Here is a 13,266-nt window from a genome sequence, read left to right on the forward strand (position 1 = left end):
ATGCAAGACCGGCTGTCCTGGGCCCAATCCGCCTGCGCGCGTGTGATGCGCCCCCTCGTGCGGCTCGCCCTCGGCATGGGCCTGAAGCATCCCCACCTCGAGGGCATGCTGCGCGACCTGCTCCTGGAGGAAGCCACGCGCGTGTGGCAACGCCAGGGCGTCGCGGCCCCCAACATCAGCCAGCTCGCCGTCACCACCGGCCTGAACCGCAAGGACGTGACGGCGCGAGTGCGCCGCCCCGCCGACCCGCTGCCGCACACCGAGCTGTCGGCGGCCGCGAAGACCTTCACCCGCTGGTACCAGCTCGCGAGCCAGGACCCGGCGCTGTACAAGCTGCCAGTCGCCTCGACGGGCCAAGGCCTGTCGTTCGAGGACGTGGCGCGCGAAGCCAGCCGCGGCGACGTGCACCACCGCGCGGTGCTCGACGAGCTGATGCGGCTGGGCATGTGCGCCCGCGTCGACGCGACGCAGGTCGAGCTCACGTCCGAGGGGTTCGTGCCGACGGCCGACCTGCAGAGCACGCTGGCGTTCCTGGGCGACAACCTGCGCGACCATGCCGGCGCCGCGGTGTCCAACGCGCTCGGCGAGGCGCCCCTGATGCTCGAACGCGCGGTGTATGCCGAAGGCCTCAATGAAAGCGACGTCGACGCCGTGCACCAGCTGATGCGCCAGCGCTGGACGGCGATGCACCGCGAACTGGTCGGGCAGCTGTCCGAAGGCATCACGCGCAGTGCCGCGCGCGGCCCCAAGCGGCTGCGCGTCGGCGTGTACTTCTACGTCGCGGATCGGGAGGCACAGGGCTGATGCGCTCCGGCTGGACGGTGTTCCTGCGCGGCCTGCTCGTCGCGACCGCGCTGCTGCTCGGGTCGTGCGGCGGCGGTGGCGTGGGCGACGGCGGCGGTGCCGGCGGGGGCGACGTCGCCGCCGGCGGCACGGACATCGGCGGCGGCGGGATCGGGTCTGGCGGCACCGGCGTCGCTAGCGGCGGCGGTGAAGGCGTCGGCTCGGGCGGTACCGGCATCACGCCCGTGGCCAGCGTCGGCACGGTCGACGGCTTCGGCAGCATCGTCGTCAACGGCATCCGCTACGACATCGCCACGGCGCGCGTGCTCCTGTCGGACGCGCCGGCACTGAAGCTCGGCATGACCGTGAACGTGTTCGGCAACGTCGAACCCAGCCTGGCCCAGGGCACCGCGACGCTGGTCGTGTCGGCGGCCGACCTGCGCGGCACCGTCTCGGCCCTCGACCCCGGCCGCGGCACCTTCGACGTCCTGTCGCTGCACGTGAGCACCGACGCGTCCACCGTGTACGGCGGCGGCCTGGCCTCGCTCGCCGGTCTCGCGAACGGCAGCGCCGTGCAGGTCTACGGCCTGCCGGGCGACAACGGCTCGCTGCACGCCACCCGAATCGAGCGCCTCGGCGCGCCGGGCGACCTCGTCGTCGCGGGCACCGCCACCGGGCTCGACGCCCGCGCGGCCACCTTCCGCATCGGCGGCCTCACCGTGCGCTTCGGCAACGCGTCCTTCCCGGCCGACTGGCCCGTCACCAGCCTCGCCGGCAACCCGGTGGTGCGCGTGCGCGGCTCGCTGAGCGGGAATGTGCTGGTCGCGACTTCGATCGAGCCGTGGGCGCCGGTCATTCCGGCGGAGGGCACGAAGCTGAGCCTGACCGGCCAGGTCTCCGATTTCATGGAGCTGCGCGCCCTGCGCATCGAAGGCGTCCCGGCCGACGTGTCGCAGGCCCAGCTAGGCGGCAGCGGATCGCTGCTGCAGCTGGCCAACGGCGTGCGCGTGGAGGCGACGGGCACCGTGCGCGGCGGCGTGCTGGTCGTCACCAAGCTGAAGATCCGCGAGACGGCGCCGTCGCAGGCCACGGTGACCTACAGCGCGCAAGGCAGCGTGGGCGGGTTCCGCTCGGCCGCGAGTTTCAAGGTGCAGGGACAGGACATCGATGCCAGCCAGGCCGTGTTCGTCGGCGGCACCGCGCAGGACCTCGACAGCCGCAGCAAGGTGCGGGTGACCGGCACGCGCGTCGTCGACGACGTGCTGCTGGCCGAGCGGGTCGAGTTCCTGGAGTAGGTCAGCGCAGCGGCGTGCCGCCGCTTTGCGAGTAGCCCGACGGCCGGGTGGCCTCGAAATCGGGCTCTTCCGGCGCGGGCATGGGCTGCAAGGCCGCGTCGCGGATGGCGAACAGCGCCTTCAGGTCTTCCGCGACGTCGTCGTCGACCGCGGGCGTCGCAGGCGCCGACGGAGCACCGCCCGCCGCGCCGAGGGCACCGGAGCGCGATTGCCCCATCTGCCATTCGCCGTCGCCCGGCAAGTCGCCGCCGGTGGTGGCGGTGATGCCGGCGAACTGCCAGGAGATGGACAGCAGCCAGTCCCAGGCGCGGGCGTCGAACTTCTCGATCTCGGCCATCATGCTGCTCTGGAACGCGGGGATGTAGCGCAGGAGGTTGCCCTGCCCCTGCTTGACCACCAGCTGCACGTGCAGGCCGGTGCGGCGGTTGCTGGTGACCACCGGCAGCAGCCGGCATTCGATCCAGTCGGAAGGGACGGCATGGCGCCGCATCGTCTCCCTCAGGACCAGCTTGACCAGCTCGCGGCGGCTGGCTTCGCGCTCGGCCACGCCATCGTCGCGGTCGTCGCTTTCCTCGAATCTCGTGCCCGACGGCGGCGGGTCCTGGGGACCGGACCGGTCCTGTCCCCCGAGAATCTTCTGCAGCAAGCCCATCGGCGCATTATCACGCCGGGGGCGGGCGGCGGGAAAGCGATCAGTCGATGAAAGCGGTCGCCAGCCGGACGCCGATCGTGTAGCCGCCGCCCTCGGCCTCGCAGCGCACGACGATGGCTTCGCAGCGCAGCGGGTAGTTGTGCCCGTCCAACAGGTAGTCGACGGTGATCTCCACCCGCTGCCCCAGCGTGTACGGCTCGCGCGAGGTGAAGGCCAGCCCGCTGACGCTCACGTCGCGCGTCACGCCGCCCTGGGCGCCGTCCACGGTGAGCGGCACCTCCATCTCGAAGCGCTCCGCGCCGCGCTGCTCCTGCAGCCGGCCCAGCGGCACCACCACCCTGCGTTCCACCATCGTCATCCCTGGCTCCCTGCGGTCAGCCGGTGCCGCCTTCGTGCAGCACCGACTCCTCCTCGAACAGCGGCTGGTCCAGCCGCACTGCGACGTTGTAGCTGTCGCCGTGGCGTTCCACGCGCACGACACGGCCGCGCGACTGCACGTGGAGGGGTTCGCCCTCCAGGTCGTAGTGCAGTTCGAGGGACACGATGCTGCCCACGTCGGGAGCCTGCCTCGCCTCGAGCAGGACGCCCGTGGCGCTGATGTCGTGGCAGGCGCAGGCCTGCCCCTCCATCGTGACCGGCAGCGCCAGGCCGAACCTGTCGGCCGACCGTTGGCAATGCTGCACTTCCTGCATGCTGTCTCGTCTCCCTTGGCGTGGTGCCTCGTGCACCTCCGGGGCAGAGTAGGCGTGGACCACCCCTGAGCTTGTAGGAGGCGAGCGCCTGAGACTGTGGGGACCCGCTCGCGGCGCTGGTGCGGACGGACTAGCCCGCCGCGGGCGAACTAGCCCGGCGGGCGCCGCACGCGGAAATTGAGCAGGCGCGTGGCCATGAACGTTTCCGTGAGGAAGCACAGCAGCGCCAGCAGGAAGCAGAGCACGCCGGCCAGGAAACTGGTGATGGCGGTCGCCCCCAGGCGCACGGTGGTGGTCTCGCCGACGAACAGCACGAGGATCGTGACGCCGATCAGGATCGCGCACAGCGTGAGCAGCGCGATGCAGGCGTTGGCGAGCCGCCCGCGCTGGCGCAGTTCGGCCAGTTCGTCCTCGGCGCGCCGGAGGAACGCTTCGTCCGTGCTGACGAGCGCGCGGTCCTCGACCAGCCGTGCGCGGTCGATGATGCGCGCCAGCCGGCCGGCGACGGCGCCGATCATCCCGGACACCGCGGTGAGCAGGAACACGGGCGCGATCGCGAGCTGGATGCCGTGCGTGATCGCGCCGGGATCGATCGGCAGCGCCATGTCAGGCCGGGCGCCGCGGGTGCAGCGGGTACTGCGGGTCGTTGTAGCCGGGGGTCGAGGGATGCCCGGCGGGCACCAGCGAATCGACCAGGCGCTCGTCGTCGGCCGTGATCGCGGCGTCGATCGCGGGCGCGTACGACGTCCACTGCTCCAGCGTGCGCGGCCCGGCGATCACCGAACTGACCGCGTGGTGGTGCAGCACCCACGCGGTGGCGAACTGCGCCAGCGTCAGGCCCTTGGCCTGCGCGTGCGGCAGCAACTGCTGCGCGATGCGCAGCGACTCGTCGCGGAATTCGGTCTCGGCGATGCGCTTGTCGCCCCGCCCCGCGCGCGTGCCCTGCGCGGGCGCCTGCCCCGGCGCGTACTTGCCGGTGAGCACGCCGCGCGCGATCGGGCTGTACGGCACGACCCCGATGCCGTAGTGCGCGCAGGCCGGCAGGATCTCGACCTCGGGCTGCCGGTTCAGGAGGTTGTAGTACGGCTGGCAGGCGACCGGCCGCGGCACGCCCAGCGCGTCGGCCAGGCGCACGGCCTCGGCGATGCGCCAGCCGCGGAAGTTGGACAGCGCCCAGGCGCGGATCTTCCCGGCGCGCACCAGGTCGCCCAGCGCGCGCACCGGCTCCGCCAGGTCCATGCCTTCGAAGTCACGGTGCAGGTACAGCACGTCGACATGGTCGGTGCGCAGGCGCGCCAGGCTGGCGTCGAGCTCGCGCAGCATCCAGCTGCGCGAGTAGCCCACCTGGTTGGGGCCCTTCCCCATCGCGTTCCCGAGCTTGGTGGCGAGCACCCAGTGCTCGCGTTGCCCCTGGAGCAAGTCGCCGAGCATGGTCTCGGAGGCCCCCTTCGTGTACACGTCGGCCGTGTCGATGAAGTTGACCCCGTGGTCGCGCGCGTCGGCGACGATCGCCGCCGCCTCCTTCGCGTCGGTCTGGTCGCCGAACATCATGGTCCCCAGGCAGAGGACCGAGACACGCAGGTTGCTGGAGCCCAGGCGGCGGTAGTGCATGGCGCGAGAGCTTACCGCGCCGGTCGGGCTGCGCTCAGTGCCGCTGCCGGAGCATCTCGTCGAGGGCCGACTGGCCCGCATCCAGCCGGTCGTCGGCGTCGTCGGGCAGGTGCCCTTGCGGCGAGAGCTGGTCGACCACTTCCGGCAGCACGTCGGCGAAGCCCTGCGCGGCCTCGTCGCGCCCGATGCCCAGCTGGCTGGCCCACGCGGAAAGTTCGTCGTCGCCGAGCAGCTGGTGGGCGGCGTCGGCCGGCAGCGCGTCGTTGCGTTCGGTGCCGAGCCACGACGAGGCATGCGGCGCGTACCCGTGCTCGTTCACCCGGGACATGACGTTGCGCACGCCCCCATTGCGCCGCATCCAGGCCAGCACCAGCGGCAGCATCAGGGCGAGCATCGCGTTGCGGTTGCCGGGGCGCGCGCCGGGCACTCCCGTCGACCCCATGCCGGGCAGTCCACCCCCCAGCATGCCGCCGAGCACGCTGTCGAGCCCGCCGGGAAGTCCCCTGCCCAGTCCGCCACCGCCGCCACCGGCGGCGCCGCGAAGCACGCTGCCGAGAATCTGTCCGATCACTGGATTGCCCATCGTTCGCTCCTTGTCGAGTGGCGAACCATAGGGTGGACGCGGGGGCGCGCCCGTCGGCGGAACGCGCAAGCGCGGGACGGTGGCGCCGGGTCAGCCGTGCGAGGGCTGGCGCATCGGCACGCGGATGCGCGCCCACTGCGCGATCTGCTCGGGCCGCGTGAGCGCCCCGGGCTGGCGCGCGACTTCGCGGCCATGGAAGAACACCGCCAGCGTGGGGATGCTGCGGATGTTCAGCCGGCCGGCCAGGTCCTGCGCGCGCTCGGTGTCGACCTTCGCGACGCGGAAGCTCGGCTCGAGCAGCTTCGCGGCCTGCTCGTACGCAGGCGCCATCGTGCGGCACGGCCCGCACCACGGCGCCCAGAAGTCGACCAGCAGCGGCAGCTCGCTGCGGGCGAGGTGCCGCTCGAAGCCGGCAGCGTCCAGCTCGACCGGCTTGCCGAGGAACAGCGCCAGCTTGCAGCGGCCGCACGACGGCGCGCTGCCCAGCTGGTCCTCGCGCACGCGGTTGGTGGCCTGGCAGGTGGGGCAGACGACGTGCAAGGTGCCGGTCATGGCGTGATGGAATTGCAATGGCCGCGGCCCCCTACTGGGCGCCGGCGACGGGGGGTGCATCGGCCGACGGGATGTCGACGGGGCCGAGCTGGCGCGCGAGCCACAGCGCCTCCTTGGCGCCTTCGCGCGCGTGCGCGATGTGCTGCGCGGTCTCGCGCGGCAGGCCGTCGGCATCGCGGCCGCTCCAGCCCTCGCGCGCGCGGCTCGAGAGGTTGTAGTAGACGGAGACGCCCGCGCGCAGCATCGCCTGGCGCTGGGCCTTCGGCACCCGCAGGCGCTCGACGCGCTGGCGGCTCCACTCGGCAGCTTCGCGCATGTGGCGGGCGGCCGCGTGCACGGCTTCGACGACGTCGTCGGGGTCCTGCACGCCGAGCGCCGCGGCGGTGGCGGGCTCGAACTGCGCGATGCCGAGGTTGGGCGTGCCGTCGCGGCTGGCACCCAGGCGTGGCACCCAGTCGGTTTCGGCCCGGATGAGGCCGTACACGTCCTGGAAGCCCAGGCCCATGTCCTCCAGCCGCGCTTCGCGGGCCGCCGCCTTGGCCAGCATCAGGCGCGACGCGTGGTCGGGCGTCAGCAGCACGGCGCCGTTCATGCGCACCGGCTCCCAGCGCACGCGGCTTCGCAGCTGGGCGTAGTAGTCCTGGACCGGCAGGGGCGGTGGTGCCGGAATCTCCGCCCGTGCGACGGATTCACGCTGCGTCGTCGCGACCGGCTGCGGCGACGACGGACGCGCGGCCCAGCCCGCGAGCGCGAGCAACTCGCACGCCGCGACGGCCGAGGTGCCCAGCACCACGGTCACACGCCAGAGCAAGACAGGCCCTCGTTCACCAGCACCTCGGAAAGGAGAGGCGATGGTGCCGGGCCGTTCAACTCGTCGGCGTTGCACGATGCAAGCGTTTGCCTCCAATCGCCACGCATGAGGCACAGCCGCCGGGCGCGCCATGGCCCGTTCGGGCTCGGCGGATCACCGACACCGCTGAGGCATGGTCGCTGACCGCCAATGGCTGGGACAACCCACGCGGCGGCGCCGCCGAGCTTCCCAGAATCGCCGCGACTTTCTGGGAGAAGAGACGATGCAGCAAGGCTCCGGTATCCGGGGGAAACAGGCCGTCGCGATGGCGCTGGCCGCACTGTGGCTGACCGCTTGCGGTGGCGGCGGTGGTGGTGGTGAAGTGAGCGCGGCGCCGCCGCCGCCGGGCGGCCAGCTCGGCGCTGGCCCGCTGCCGACCGACGCCCCGACCAGCGCACCCACCAGCGCACCCACCAGCGCGCCCACCAGTGCGCCGACATCGGCACCGACGAGCGCCCCGACGGCAGGCCCGACCGCAGCACCGACGGCTGCACCGACCGCGGCGCCGACCTCCGCGCCCACCGCTGCGCCGACCGCAGCCCCGACGGCGGCCCCAACGGCCGCACCGACGGCGGCACCGACGGCGGCCCCGACCGCCGCGCCGACCGCCGCGCCGACCGCCGCGCCGACGCCTGCACCCACGGCCGCGCCGACCGCCGCCCCGACGCCGGCGCCGACGCAGCCGCCGAGCGCAGGCACGGTGCAGGCCACGCCGAACGCGACCGTCACCGTGTCGCCGGCTGCCAACCAGACCGTCACGGTGCTGCTGCCCGCGAGCGCAGCACTGCAGGTGGGGGACCGGGTCCGCGTCGCCGGCCAGGGCAGCGGCAACTGGACGCTCGCGCAGAACGGCGGCCAGTTCGTCGACACCAGGAACCTGGTGAGCAACGCGGTGCCCGGCGCGACCTGGGTGCCGCACGTCGTCGACGCCGCGGCGCCCGACCAGCCATGGTCCGGCACGGCGAGTTCCGCCGACGGCCAGCGCGTCGCCGCGATCGCCAATCCCGGCGGCCTGTACGTCTCGCAGGACGGCGGCGCCACCTGGACGCGCACCAGCCTCGCCGCCAACGCGTGGTCGCAGGTGCTGATGTCCAGCGACGGCGGCCGGATGGCGGCGGTCGGCGGCGGCAGCCTGTTCGTCTCGTCCGATGGCGGGCAGAGCTGGACCCAGCGCGGCACCAGCGTGAACTGGGCGTCGGTGCACATGTCCGACGACGGGCAGCGCATCGTCGGCGTGGGCGGCGGCTCGGTGCAGCTGTCCACCAACGGCGGGCAGACCTTCGCCGCGATCGCTGGCACGGCCAACACCGACTGGCGCGCGATCGCCGGTTCGACCGATGGCATGCGCCTGGTCGCAGTGGCGTCGCTGTACGGCGGCGACCCGGCGCGGCAAGGCGTGTACGTGTCCGCCGACGGCGGTGCGACCTGGACCCGCCGCGCCGGCAACGGCAACTGGACGCATGCCGCGTCCAGCGGCAGCGGCATGCGCATGGCGGCGCTCGACAACGGCGGCAACCCGTGGGTCAGCGACGACGGCGGCGCCACCTGGACCGCTCGCTTCAGCTTCAGCGGCTGGAGCGGCCTGGCGATCTCGCGCGACGGCAGCGTGGTCGTGGCGCAGGAGCCGCGCAACGACACCTACGGCCACCGCGGCTACGTGTTCATCTCCCCCGGCGGCAACGACCCGTGGACCTGGACGGCGGCGGACCTGAACCTCACGTGGCGCGGCATCGCGCTGTCGGCCGACGGCAACCGGATGGTCGCCGCCGACCACGGCGTCGACGGCACCGCCGGCGGCCGCATCTACACGACGGCGGGCAACCGGACGTCGATCGGCACCGCCGGCTCGATCGGTGGCGCCGCCGGCCAGCAGGTGGAAGTCACCTACCAGGGCAACGGGCGCTTCACCGTGAGCAACGCGGTGGGCGGCAGCTTCACGATCCGCTGATCACTTGAAGATGCCCAGGATCCGCCCGAACACGTCCGTCAGGACGCGTTCGAGCGGATCGCGCGTGTCCTTCGGCGGCGGCTTGGGCCGCGGGATGTCGAATTCCACGTGCGGGTTCATCACCCGCGTGCGCGACGCCTGCTGGAAGAAGTCGCCCACGATCGGCAGCGCGCTGCGCGCACCCGGCCCCCAGCTGTCGGGCATCGTGACCTTCGGGTCGTTGAAGCCGACCCAGGCCCCGGCCACGAGCTCGCGGTGCATCAGGATGAACCAGCCGTCCGCGTTCTCCTGCGACGTGCCGGTCTTGCCCGCGACGTCGTACTGGATGCCGTAGCGGGTGCGGATCGCCGTCGCCGTGCCTTCGTCGACGACGGCGCGCATGGCGTTGACCAGCGTCAGCGCCGCCGGCCGCGGCATCCCCTGCGCGGACTGGCCGGGCACGAACGCGTCGAGCACCTTGCCGGTCTTGTCCTCGACCCGCAGCACGCTGACCGGCTCCATCCACAGGCCGCTGTTGGCGATGGCGCCGTAGGCCGACACCATCTCGCGCAGCGTGACCGGGCTCGTGCCCAGCGCCAGCGACGGCACCAGGTCCAGGCGGCTCTCGCGCACGCCCAGGCCCTGCGCCACCTTCGCGACCTTGTCGGCGCCGATGCGGCCCATCAACTGCGCGGTGATCGAATTGCGCGATTGCGCCAGGCCGTCGCGCAACGTCATCGGCTTGCGGGTCGGCGGCGTCGCATCCTTCGGGCTCCACACCTCGCCATTCGGTGCTGTGAGCGACACCGGCTGGTCGACGAAGCTGTCGGTGGGCCGCCAGCCGTCGGCGAAGGCCGCGCCGTACACGAAGGGCTTGAACGTCGAACCCGGCTGGCGGCGCGCCTGGCTCACGTGGTCGAACTGGTCCTGCGCGAATCCGGCGCTGCCCACCCACGCGAGCACGTGCCCCGTGCGCGGGTCGATCGCGATGAAGCCCGCCTGCAGCAGCTGCCGGTCCTGGTCCGGCTTGCGGCGCTTGTCCGCCAGCGGCTGCAGCTGGGCCATCTGGCGCCCGACCGCCTGGTTGGCCGCGCGCTGCAGGCGCGAGTCGATCGTGCTGCGCACGACGAGCCCGTCGGAATGCACGTCGTACCCGTTGCGGTCGGCCCAGGCGATGAGCCAGCGCCGCACCAGCGCGGCCAGGTGCGGCGCGGGGCCGGTGTCCTCGTCCTGCCGCTCGAAGTCGATGCGCAAGGGCTGCTGCTGGAGCTGCTTCGCGCGCTCGGCCGTGAGCACGCCCCGCTTGGCCATCTGCGCCAGCACGACGTTGCGCCGCTGGCGCGCGCGGTCCGGGTTGAGCACCGGGTTGTAGTAGCTGTTGCCCTTGAGCATGCCCACCAGCGTGGCGCTCTCCAGCACGTTCAGTTCGCGCGCGGACTTGTCGAAGTAGGTGCGCGCGGCCATCTCGATGCCGAACGCGTTGTAGAGGAAGGGCACCGTGTTGAGGTAGGTCTCCAGGATCTCGCGCTTGCTGTAGACGGCCTCGATCTTCAGCGCGGTGATCGCCTCCTTGACCTTGCGGTGCACCGTCGGCGCGCGGCCGATGTCGTCCGGGTACAGGTTGCGCGCCAGCTGCTGCGTGATGGTCGAGCCGCCCTGCCGGTTGCCGGCGAGCGTGTGCACCACCGACGCCGCGGTGCGCCGCACATCGATGCCGTGGTGGCTCCAGAAGCGATGGTCCTCGGTCGCGATCAGCGCCTGGACGACGCTGGGCGACACCTGGTCCAGCGGCACCCACTGGCGGTGCACGCGCTGGTAGGTGGCCAGCACGACGTTGTCGGCCGAGACCAGGCGCGCCGGCGCCTCGACCTTGGCCTTCTGCAGGTTGGCGATGCTGGGCGTGAACGGCAGCAGCACGAGCACGTACACCAGCACGAGCAGTGGCGGCACCAGCAGCAGCCGCCACGGATGCGCGCGCGCCGCGCCGATCGCGCGGCCCGCCAGCGAGCGCGTTCGCGCCGTCGCCCGTTGCCAGCGCGTGCCTGTGTCCTCCGGTCCGGGGATGTTCTCCATCCCGCCATTCTGGTGCCCCGGCCGTGGGGAGAACGCGACGGCCGTGGTGGCGGTGCCGTCCGACACCGTGGCGCCGAGGAGCGCTACCAGAATGGCCGCGTCTTCCAACAACGACAACGCCATGGCCCTCGACAATCCCCGTGCGGGGCGCAGCCCCGTCGTGCCCACCCCCGGCTGGCCGGCCCCGCTGCGCGACGCCGCCGCCTTCCTGCGTGGCTTCCTGCGCAACCCGGCCCAGGTCGGCTCCGTGGTCCCCAGTTCCCGGCAACTCGAGCAGCGCCTCGTGCGCAGCGCCGCGATCGCGCAAGCGCGCACCGTGGTCGAGCTCGGGCCGGGCACCGGCGGCACCACGGCCGCGCTGCTGCGCGCGATGCAGCCCGGCGGGCGCCTGCTCGCCGTCGAACTCGACCCGGTGTTCCACGCGCACCTGGCGCGGTCGCTGCGCGACCCGCGGCTGCTGCTGGAACTGGCGAGCGCGGAACGGCTGGCCGAATTGCTGGAGGCGCGGCGCCTGCCGGCGCCCGATGCGATCGTCTCGGGCATCCCGTTCTCGACGATGCCGCCGGAGGTGTCCGACCGCATCGCCGCGCAGGTCGCGCAGGTGCTGCGACCGGGCGGGCGCTTCGTCGCCTACCAGGTGCGCGCGCACGTGGCCGGCTTCGCGACGCCCTACCTGGGCGAACCCGAGAAACGCTGGGAGATCGTGAACGTGCCGCCGGTGCGGGTGTTCACGTGGACGAAGGCGGCACCTTCGGCTTCGTGACGCGCACCGGCTCCCAGCCGGCGAACTGCGGGTAGTAGCGCGCCACGACGGCGCCGCTGGTGTCCCACGCGATGCAGCGCCCCAGGTGGTACGGCGGCTGCGTCGCCTGCACGGGCGCGATGCCCGCGAGGCGCCGCTCGCGCTCGCGCCACGGGAACACGGTCTGGTAGGCCGCGGTGGCCAGGTTGAACAGCAGCTCGCGCAGGTGGGTGCAGCCGCGCACCCCACCCAAGGCCTTCTCGATCGCCTGCCGCCAGCCCGGGCCGAGCGTCGCGCCGACCATCTGCTGCATCGGGTCGACGCCTTGCTGGCATTCGGGAAACGGCGTGTGGTCCATCGCGGTGGCGATGGCGCGGATCGTCATCGATTCGTCCACGGTGATGCGGATGCGCATGCCATGGATCGGCGTGCCGACCGGCATCTGCGTGCCGTCGGAGCGCTCGAAGCCATACGTCTTGGTGTCGGACATCTCGCCTTCGATGTCCCAGAGGCCGTCGTCGCGCAGGTAGCCGCTGTAGGTGACGGCGCGCGTGTGCAGGTGCCGGCGCGGCGCCGGGTCAGGCAGTGGCATCCGCGGTCACTCCGCCTCGAGCCGCTTGAGCGCCTCTCGCTTGCCCATGCCGCGCAGCTGCGCGATGGCCTCGATCTGCCTGGCGCGCGGGCGGGTCTTGCCCGATTCCCACTTGTAGACCGACAGCGCCGACACGCCCAGGATCTTCGCGACCGACGCCGCGGACAGCCCAAGGCGCTTGCGCTGCGCTGCCAGGCCCTTGGCCGAGAACCGCAGCGACGGGCCGGACTCCTGGCCCTCCTCCTGCTCGGGCGCGGCGCGGCCGCTGCCGCGCGACTGGCGCTTCAGCTGGCGTTCGAGCGCCTGCAGCTGGCGCCGCAATTGCGCGATCTGGTGGCGGGACTGCGTCACCGCCTTCTTCAGGGCCTGCGTTTCCGAACGCAATTCCTTGCGGGCAACGCGCTGGATTTCCAGTTTCAGGACCGAGCCGATGTTGGGCATGGAAAGGAGTGACCTGCTGCGCGGTGCGCGGCCCGGCGGGCCTGCGCGCCACTTGGGACACGGCCGAGTTGCGATGCCCCATCTTAGCCGCAACGCTGCAGCGGAACTTTGCAACGGCGGGACCTGCATGAGGTGCGCGATGTCGGACGCGGCCTGCCCGCCGCAAGCGAAAACACCGACACCGTGTAGGACCCGCGTCCCGGAGCCTGCATCGCCATGTCGAACGAGAGCTTCGCCACGGCCGTCCCCGCCGCGATCCGCCGCGCCACCCAGGAACGCCCCGCTGCCGGCGGCTGGACGGTGCGCATCCTGGCGCCCGAAGGCGTGCATGAACTGCGCCTGTCCAGCCAACGCCAGGTGGGCCGCCTCGCGCTCGAACTGGAACGCCTGGGCTTCGCGCTCGATGTCGATGCGCGGTCCGAGACCGACTTCGTCTTCGCGCTGGAAACCGCCGACGCGCCCTGACGCTCCCG

Annotated in this window: 16 protein-coding genes; 5 read left to right on the forward strand and 11 right to left on the reverse strand. The window is 72.6% G+C overall.

Annotated elements, in window-relative coordinates:
• On the forward strand, positions 1-804 hold the full coding sequence (locus tag I8E28_RS13725) for a DUF6502 family protein (protein ID WP_200788609.1): 804 nt from the start codon (positions 1-3) through the stop codon (positions 802-804).
• Positions 804-2,078: a DUF5666 domain-containing protein gene (locus I8E28_RS13730; protein WP_200788610.1), complete on the forward strand. Its 1,275-nt coding sequence runs from the start codon at positions 804-806 to the stop codon at positions 2,076-2,078. The genes I8E28_RS13725 and I8E28_RS13730 overlap by 1 nt, the downstream gene beginning before the upstream one ends.
• Before the next feature lies 1 nt (position 2,079).
• On the opposite strand, the gene I8E28_RS13735 is transcribed toward I8E28_RS13730, so the two are convergent.
• The 8 genes from I8E28_RS13735 to I8E28_RS13770 all read right to left on the reverse strand — a co-directional run bounded on the left by I8E28_RS13735 (position 2,080) and on the right by I8E28_RS13770 (position 6,979).
• Positions 2,080-2,730, reverse strand: a complete 651-nt coding sequence (locus I8E28_RS13735) for a hypothetical protein (RefSeq protein ID WP_200788611.1) — start codon at positions 2,728-2,730, stop codon at positions 2,080-2,082.
• A 40-nt stretch (positions 2,731-2,770) separates the two neighbouring features.
• Positions 2,771-3,088 (reverse strand): PilZ domain-containing protein, encoded by a 318-nt coding sequence (locus I8E28_RS13740; RefSeq protein WP_200788612.1) that lies wholly within the window; start codon positions 3,086-3,088, stop codon positions 2,771-2,773.
• A gap of 16 nt (positions 3,089-3,104) precedes the next feature.
• Positions 3,105-3,422: a PilZ domain-containing protein gene (locus I8E28_RS13745; protein WP_200788613.1), complete on the reverse strand. Its 318-nt coding sequence runs from the start codon at positions 3,420-3,422 to the stop codon at positions 3,105-3,107.
• 149 nt (positions 3,423-3,571) lie between these two features.
• The gene (locus tag I8E28_RS13750; RefSeq protein WP_200788614.1) at positions 3,572-4,027 is read right to left on the reverse strand and encodes a DUF2721 domain-containing protein; all 456 of its coding nucleotides are present in this window, start codon (positions 4,025-4,027) and stop codon (positions 3,572-3,574) included.
• Between the two features lies 1 nt (position 4,028).
• The gene (locus I8E28_RS13755; RefSeq protein ID WP_200788615.1) at positions 4,029-5,033 is read right to left on the reverse strand and encodes an aldo/keto reductase; all 1,005 of its coding nucleotides are present in this window, start codon (positions 5,031-5,033) and stop codon (positions 4,029-4,031) included.
• Between the two features lie 34 nt (positions 5,034-5,067).
• Entirely contained in the window at positions 5,068-5,616 is a 549-nt protein-coding gene (locus I8E28_RS13760) for a YidB family protein (RefSeq protein ID WP_200788616.1), read from the reverse strand.
• Between the two features lie 90 nt (positions 5,617-5,706).
• A complete protein-coding gene (gene trxC, locus I8E28_RS13765) occupies positions 5,707-6,168 on the reverse strand; it encodes a thioredoxin TrxC (protein ID WP_200788617.1) in 462 nt (153 codons plus the stop codon).
• Positions 6,169-6,199: 31 nt separating this feature from the next.
• Positions 6,200-6,979, reverse strand: coding sequence for a lysozyme family protein (locus I8E28_RS13770; RefSeq protein WP_200788618.1), 780 nt, complete (start codon positions 6,977-6,979; stop codon positions 6,200-6,202).
• Between the two features lie 262 nt (positions 6,980-7,241).
• Here I8E28_RS13770 and I8E28_RS13775 point away from each other — a divergent pair, with 262 nt between their 5' ends.
• On the forward strand, positions 7,242-8,966 hold the full coding sequence (locus tag I8E28_RS13775; RefSeq protein WP_200788619.1) for a hypothetical protein: 1,725 nt from the start codon (positions 7,242-7,244) through the stop codon (positions 8,964-8,966).
• Here I8E28_RS13775 and I8E28_RS13780 read toward each other — a convergent pair whose 3' ends face one another.
• The gene (locus I8E28_RS13780) at positions 8,967-11,018 is read right to left on the reverse strand and encodes a penicillin-binding protein 1A (RefSeq protein WP_200788620.1); all 2,052 of its coding nucleotides are present in this window, start codon (positions 11,016-11,018) and stop codon (positions 8,967-8,969) included. It abuts the gene before it with no gap.
• A gap of 91 nt (positions 11,019-11,109) precedes the next feature.
• Here I8E28_RS13780 and I8E28_RS13785 point away from each other — a divergent pair, with 91 nt between their 5' ends.
• Complete coding sequence (locus I8E28_RS13785) at positions 11,110-11,781, forward strand: class I SAM-dependent methyltransferase (RefSeq protein ID WP_239027237.1); 672 nt, start codon at positions 11,110-11,112, stop codon at positions 11,779-11,781.
• On the opposite strand, the gene I8E28_RS13790 is transcribed toward I8E28_RS13785, so the two are convergent.
• Positions 11,747-12,352: a DUF2889 domain-containing protein gene (locus I8E28_RS13790; RefSeq protein WP_200788621.1), complete on the reverse strand. Its 606-nt coding sequence runs from the start codon at positions 12,350-12,352 to the stop codon at positions 11,747-11,749. The two genes, I8E28_RS13785 and I8E28_RS13790, sit on opposite strands and share 35 nt — an antisense overlap.
• Positions 12,353-12,358: 6 nt before the next feature.
• Positions 12,359-12,793 carry a helix-turn-helix domain-containing protein gene (locus I8E28_RS13795; RefSeq protein WP_200788622.1) on the reverse strand — a complete coding sequence of 145 codons (435 nt, stop codon included), beginning with the start codon at positions 12,791-12,793 and terminating at the stop codon, positions 12,359-12,361.
• 216 nt (positions 12,794-13,009) lie between these two features.
• Here I8E28_RS13795 and I8E28_RS13800 point away from each other — a divergent pair, with 216 nt between their 5' ends.
• Positions 13,010-13,258 (forward strand): hypothetical protein, encoded by a 249-nt coding sequence (locus tag I8E28_RS13800; protein ID WP_200788623.1) that lies wholly within the window; start codon positions 13,010-13,012, stop codon positions 13,256-13,258.
• Positions 13,259-13,266 lie beyond the last annotated feature (8 nt).

Source organism: Ramlibacter algicola (genome assembly GCF_016641735.1).
GTDB classification, from domain to species: domain Bacteria; phylum Pseudomonadota; class Gammaproteobacteria; order Burkholderiales; family Burkholderiaceae_C; genus Ramlibacter; species Ramlibacter algicola.

Excerpts from the sequence above, each read along its gene's own strand:
- I8E28_RS13725 (WP_200788609.1), top strand. The coding sequence starts at position 1 with ATGCAAGACCGGCTGTCCTGGGCCCAATCCGCCTGCGCGCGTGTGATG.
- I8E28_RS13730 (WP_200788610.1), top strand. The coding sequence starts at position 804 with ATGCGCTCCGGCTGGACGGTGTTCCTGCGCGGCCTGCTCGTCGCGACC.
- I8E28_RS13735 (WP_200788611.1), bottom strand. The coding sequence starts at position 2,730 with ATGGGCTTGCTGCAGAAGATTCTCGGGGGACAGGACCGGTCCGGTCCC.
- I8E28_RS13740 (WP_200788612.1), bottom strand. The coding sequence starts at position 3,088 with ATGACGATGGTGGAACGCAGGGTGGTGGTGCCGCTGGGCCGGCTGCAG.
- I8E28_RS13745 (WP_200788613.1), bottom strand. The coding sequence starts at position 3,422 with ATGCAGGAAGTGCAGCATTGCCAACGGTCGGCCGACAGGTTCGGCCTG.
- I8E28_RS13750 (WP_200788614.1), bottom strand. The coding sequence starts at position 4,027 with ATGGCGCTGCCGATCGATCCCGGCGCGATCACGCACGGCATCCAGCTC.
- I8E28_RS13755 (WP_200788615.1), bottom strand. The coding sequence starts at position 5,033 with ATGCACTACCGCCGCCTGGGCTCCAGCAACCTGCGTGTCTCGGTCCTC.
- I8E28_RS13760 (WP_200788616.1), bottom strand. The coding sequence starts at position 5,616 with ATGGGCAATCCAGTGATCGGACAGATTCTCGGCAGCGTGCTTCGCGGC.
- trxC (WP_200788617.1), bottom strand. The coding sequence starts at position 6,168 with ATGACCGGCACCTTGCACGTCGTCTGCCCCACCTGCCAGGCCACCAAC.
- I8E28_RS13775 (WP_200788619.1), top strand. The coding sequence starts at position 7,242 with ATGCAGCAAGGCTCCGGTATCCGGGGGAAACAGGCCGTCGCGATGGCG.
- I8E28_RS13780 (WP_200788620.1), bottom strand. The coding sequence starts at position 11,018 with ATGGAGAACATCCCCGGACCGGAGGACACAGGCACGCGCTGGCAACGG.
- I8E28_RS13785 (WP_239027237.1), top strand. The coding sequence starts at position 11,110 with ATGGCCGCGTCTTCCAACAACGACAACGCCATGGCCCTCGACAATCCC.
- I8E28_RS13790 (WP_200788621.1), bottom strand. The coding sequence starts at position 12,352 with ATGCCACTGCCTGACCCGGCGCCGCGCCGGCACCTGCACACGCGCGCC.
- I8E28_RS13795 (WP_200788622.1), bottom strand. The coding sequence starts at position 12,793 with ATGCCCAACATCGGCTCGGTCCTGAAACTGGAAATCCAGCGCGTTGCC.
- I8E28_RS13800 (WP_200788623.1), top strand. The coding sequence starts at position 13,010 with ATGTCGAACGAGAGCTTCGCCACGGCCGTCCCCGCCGCGATCCGCCGC.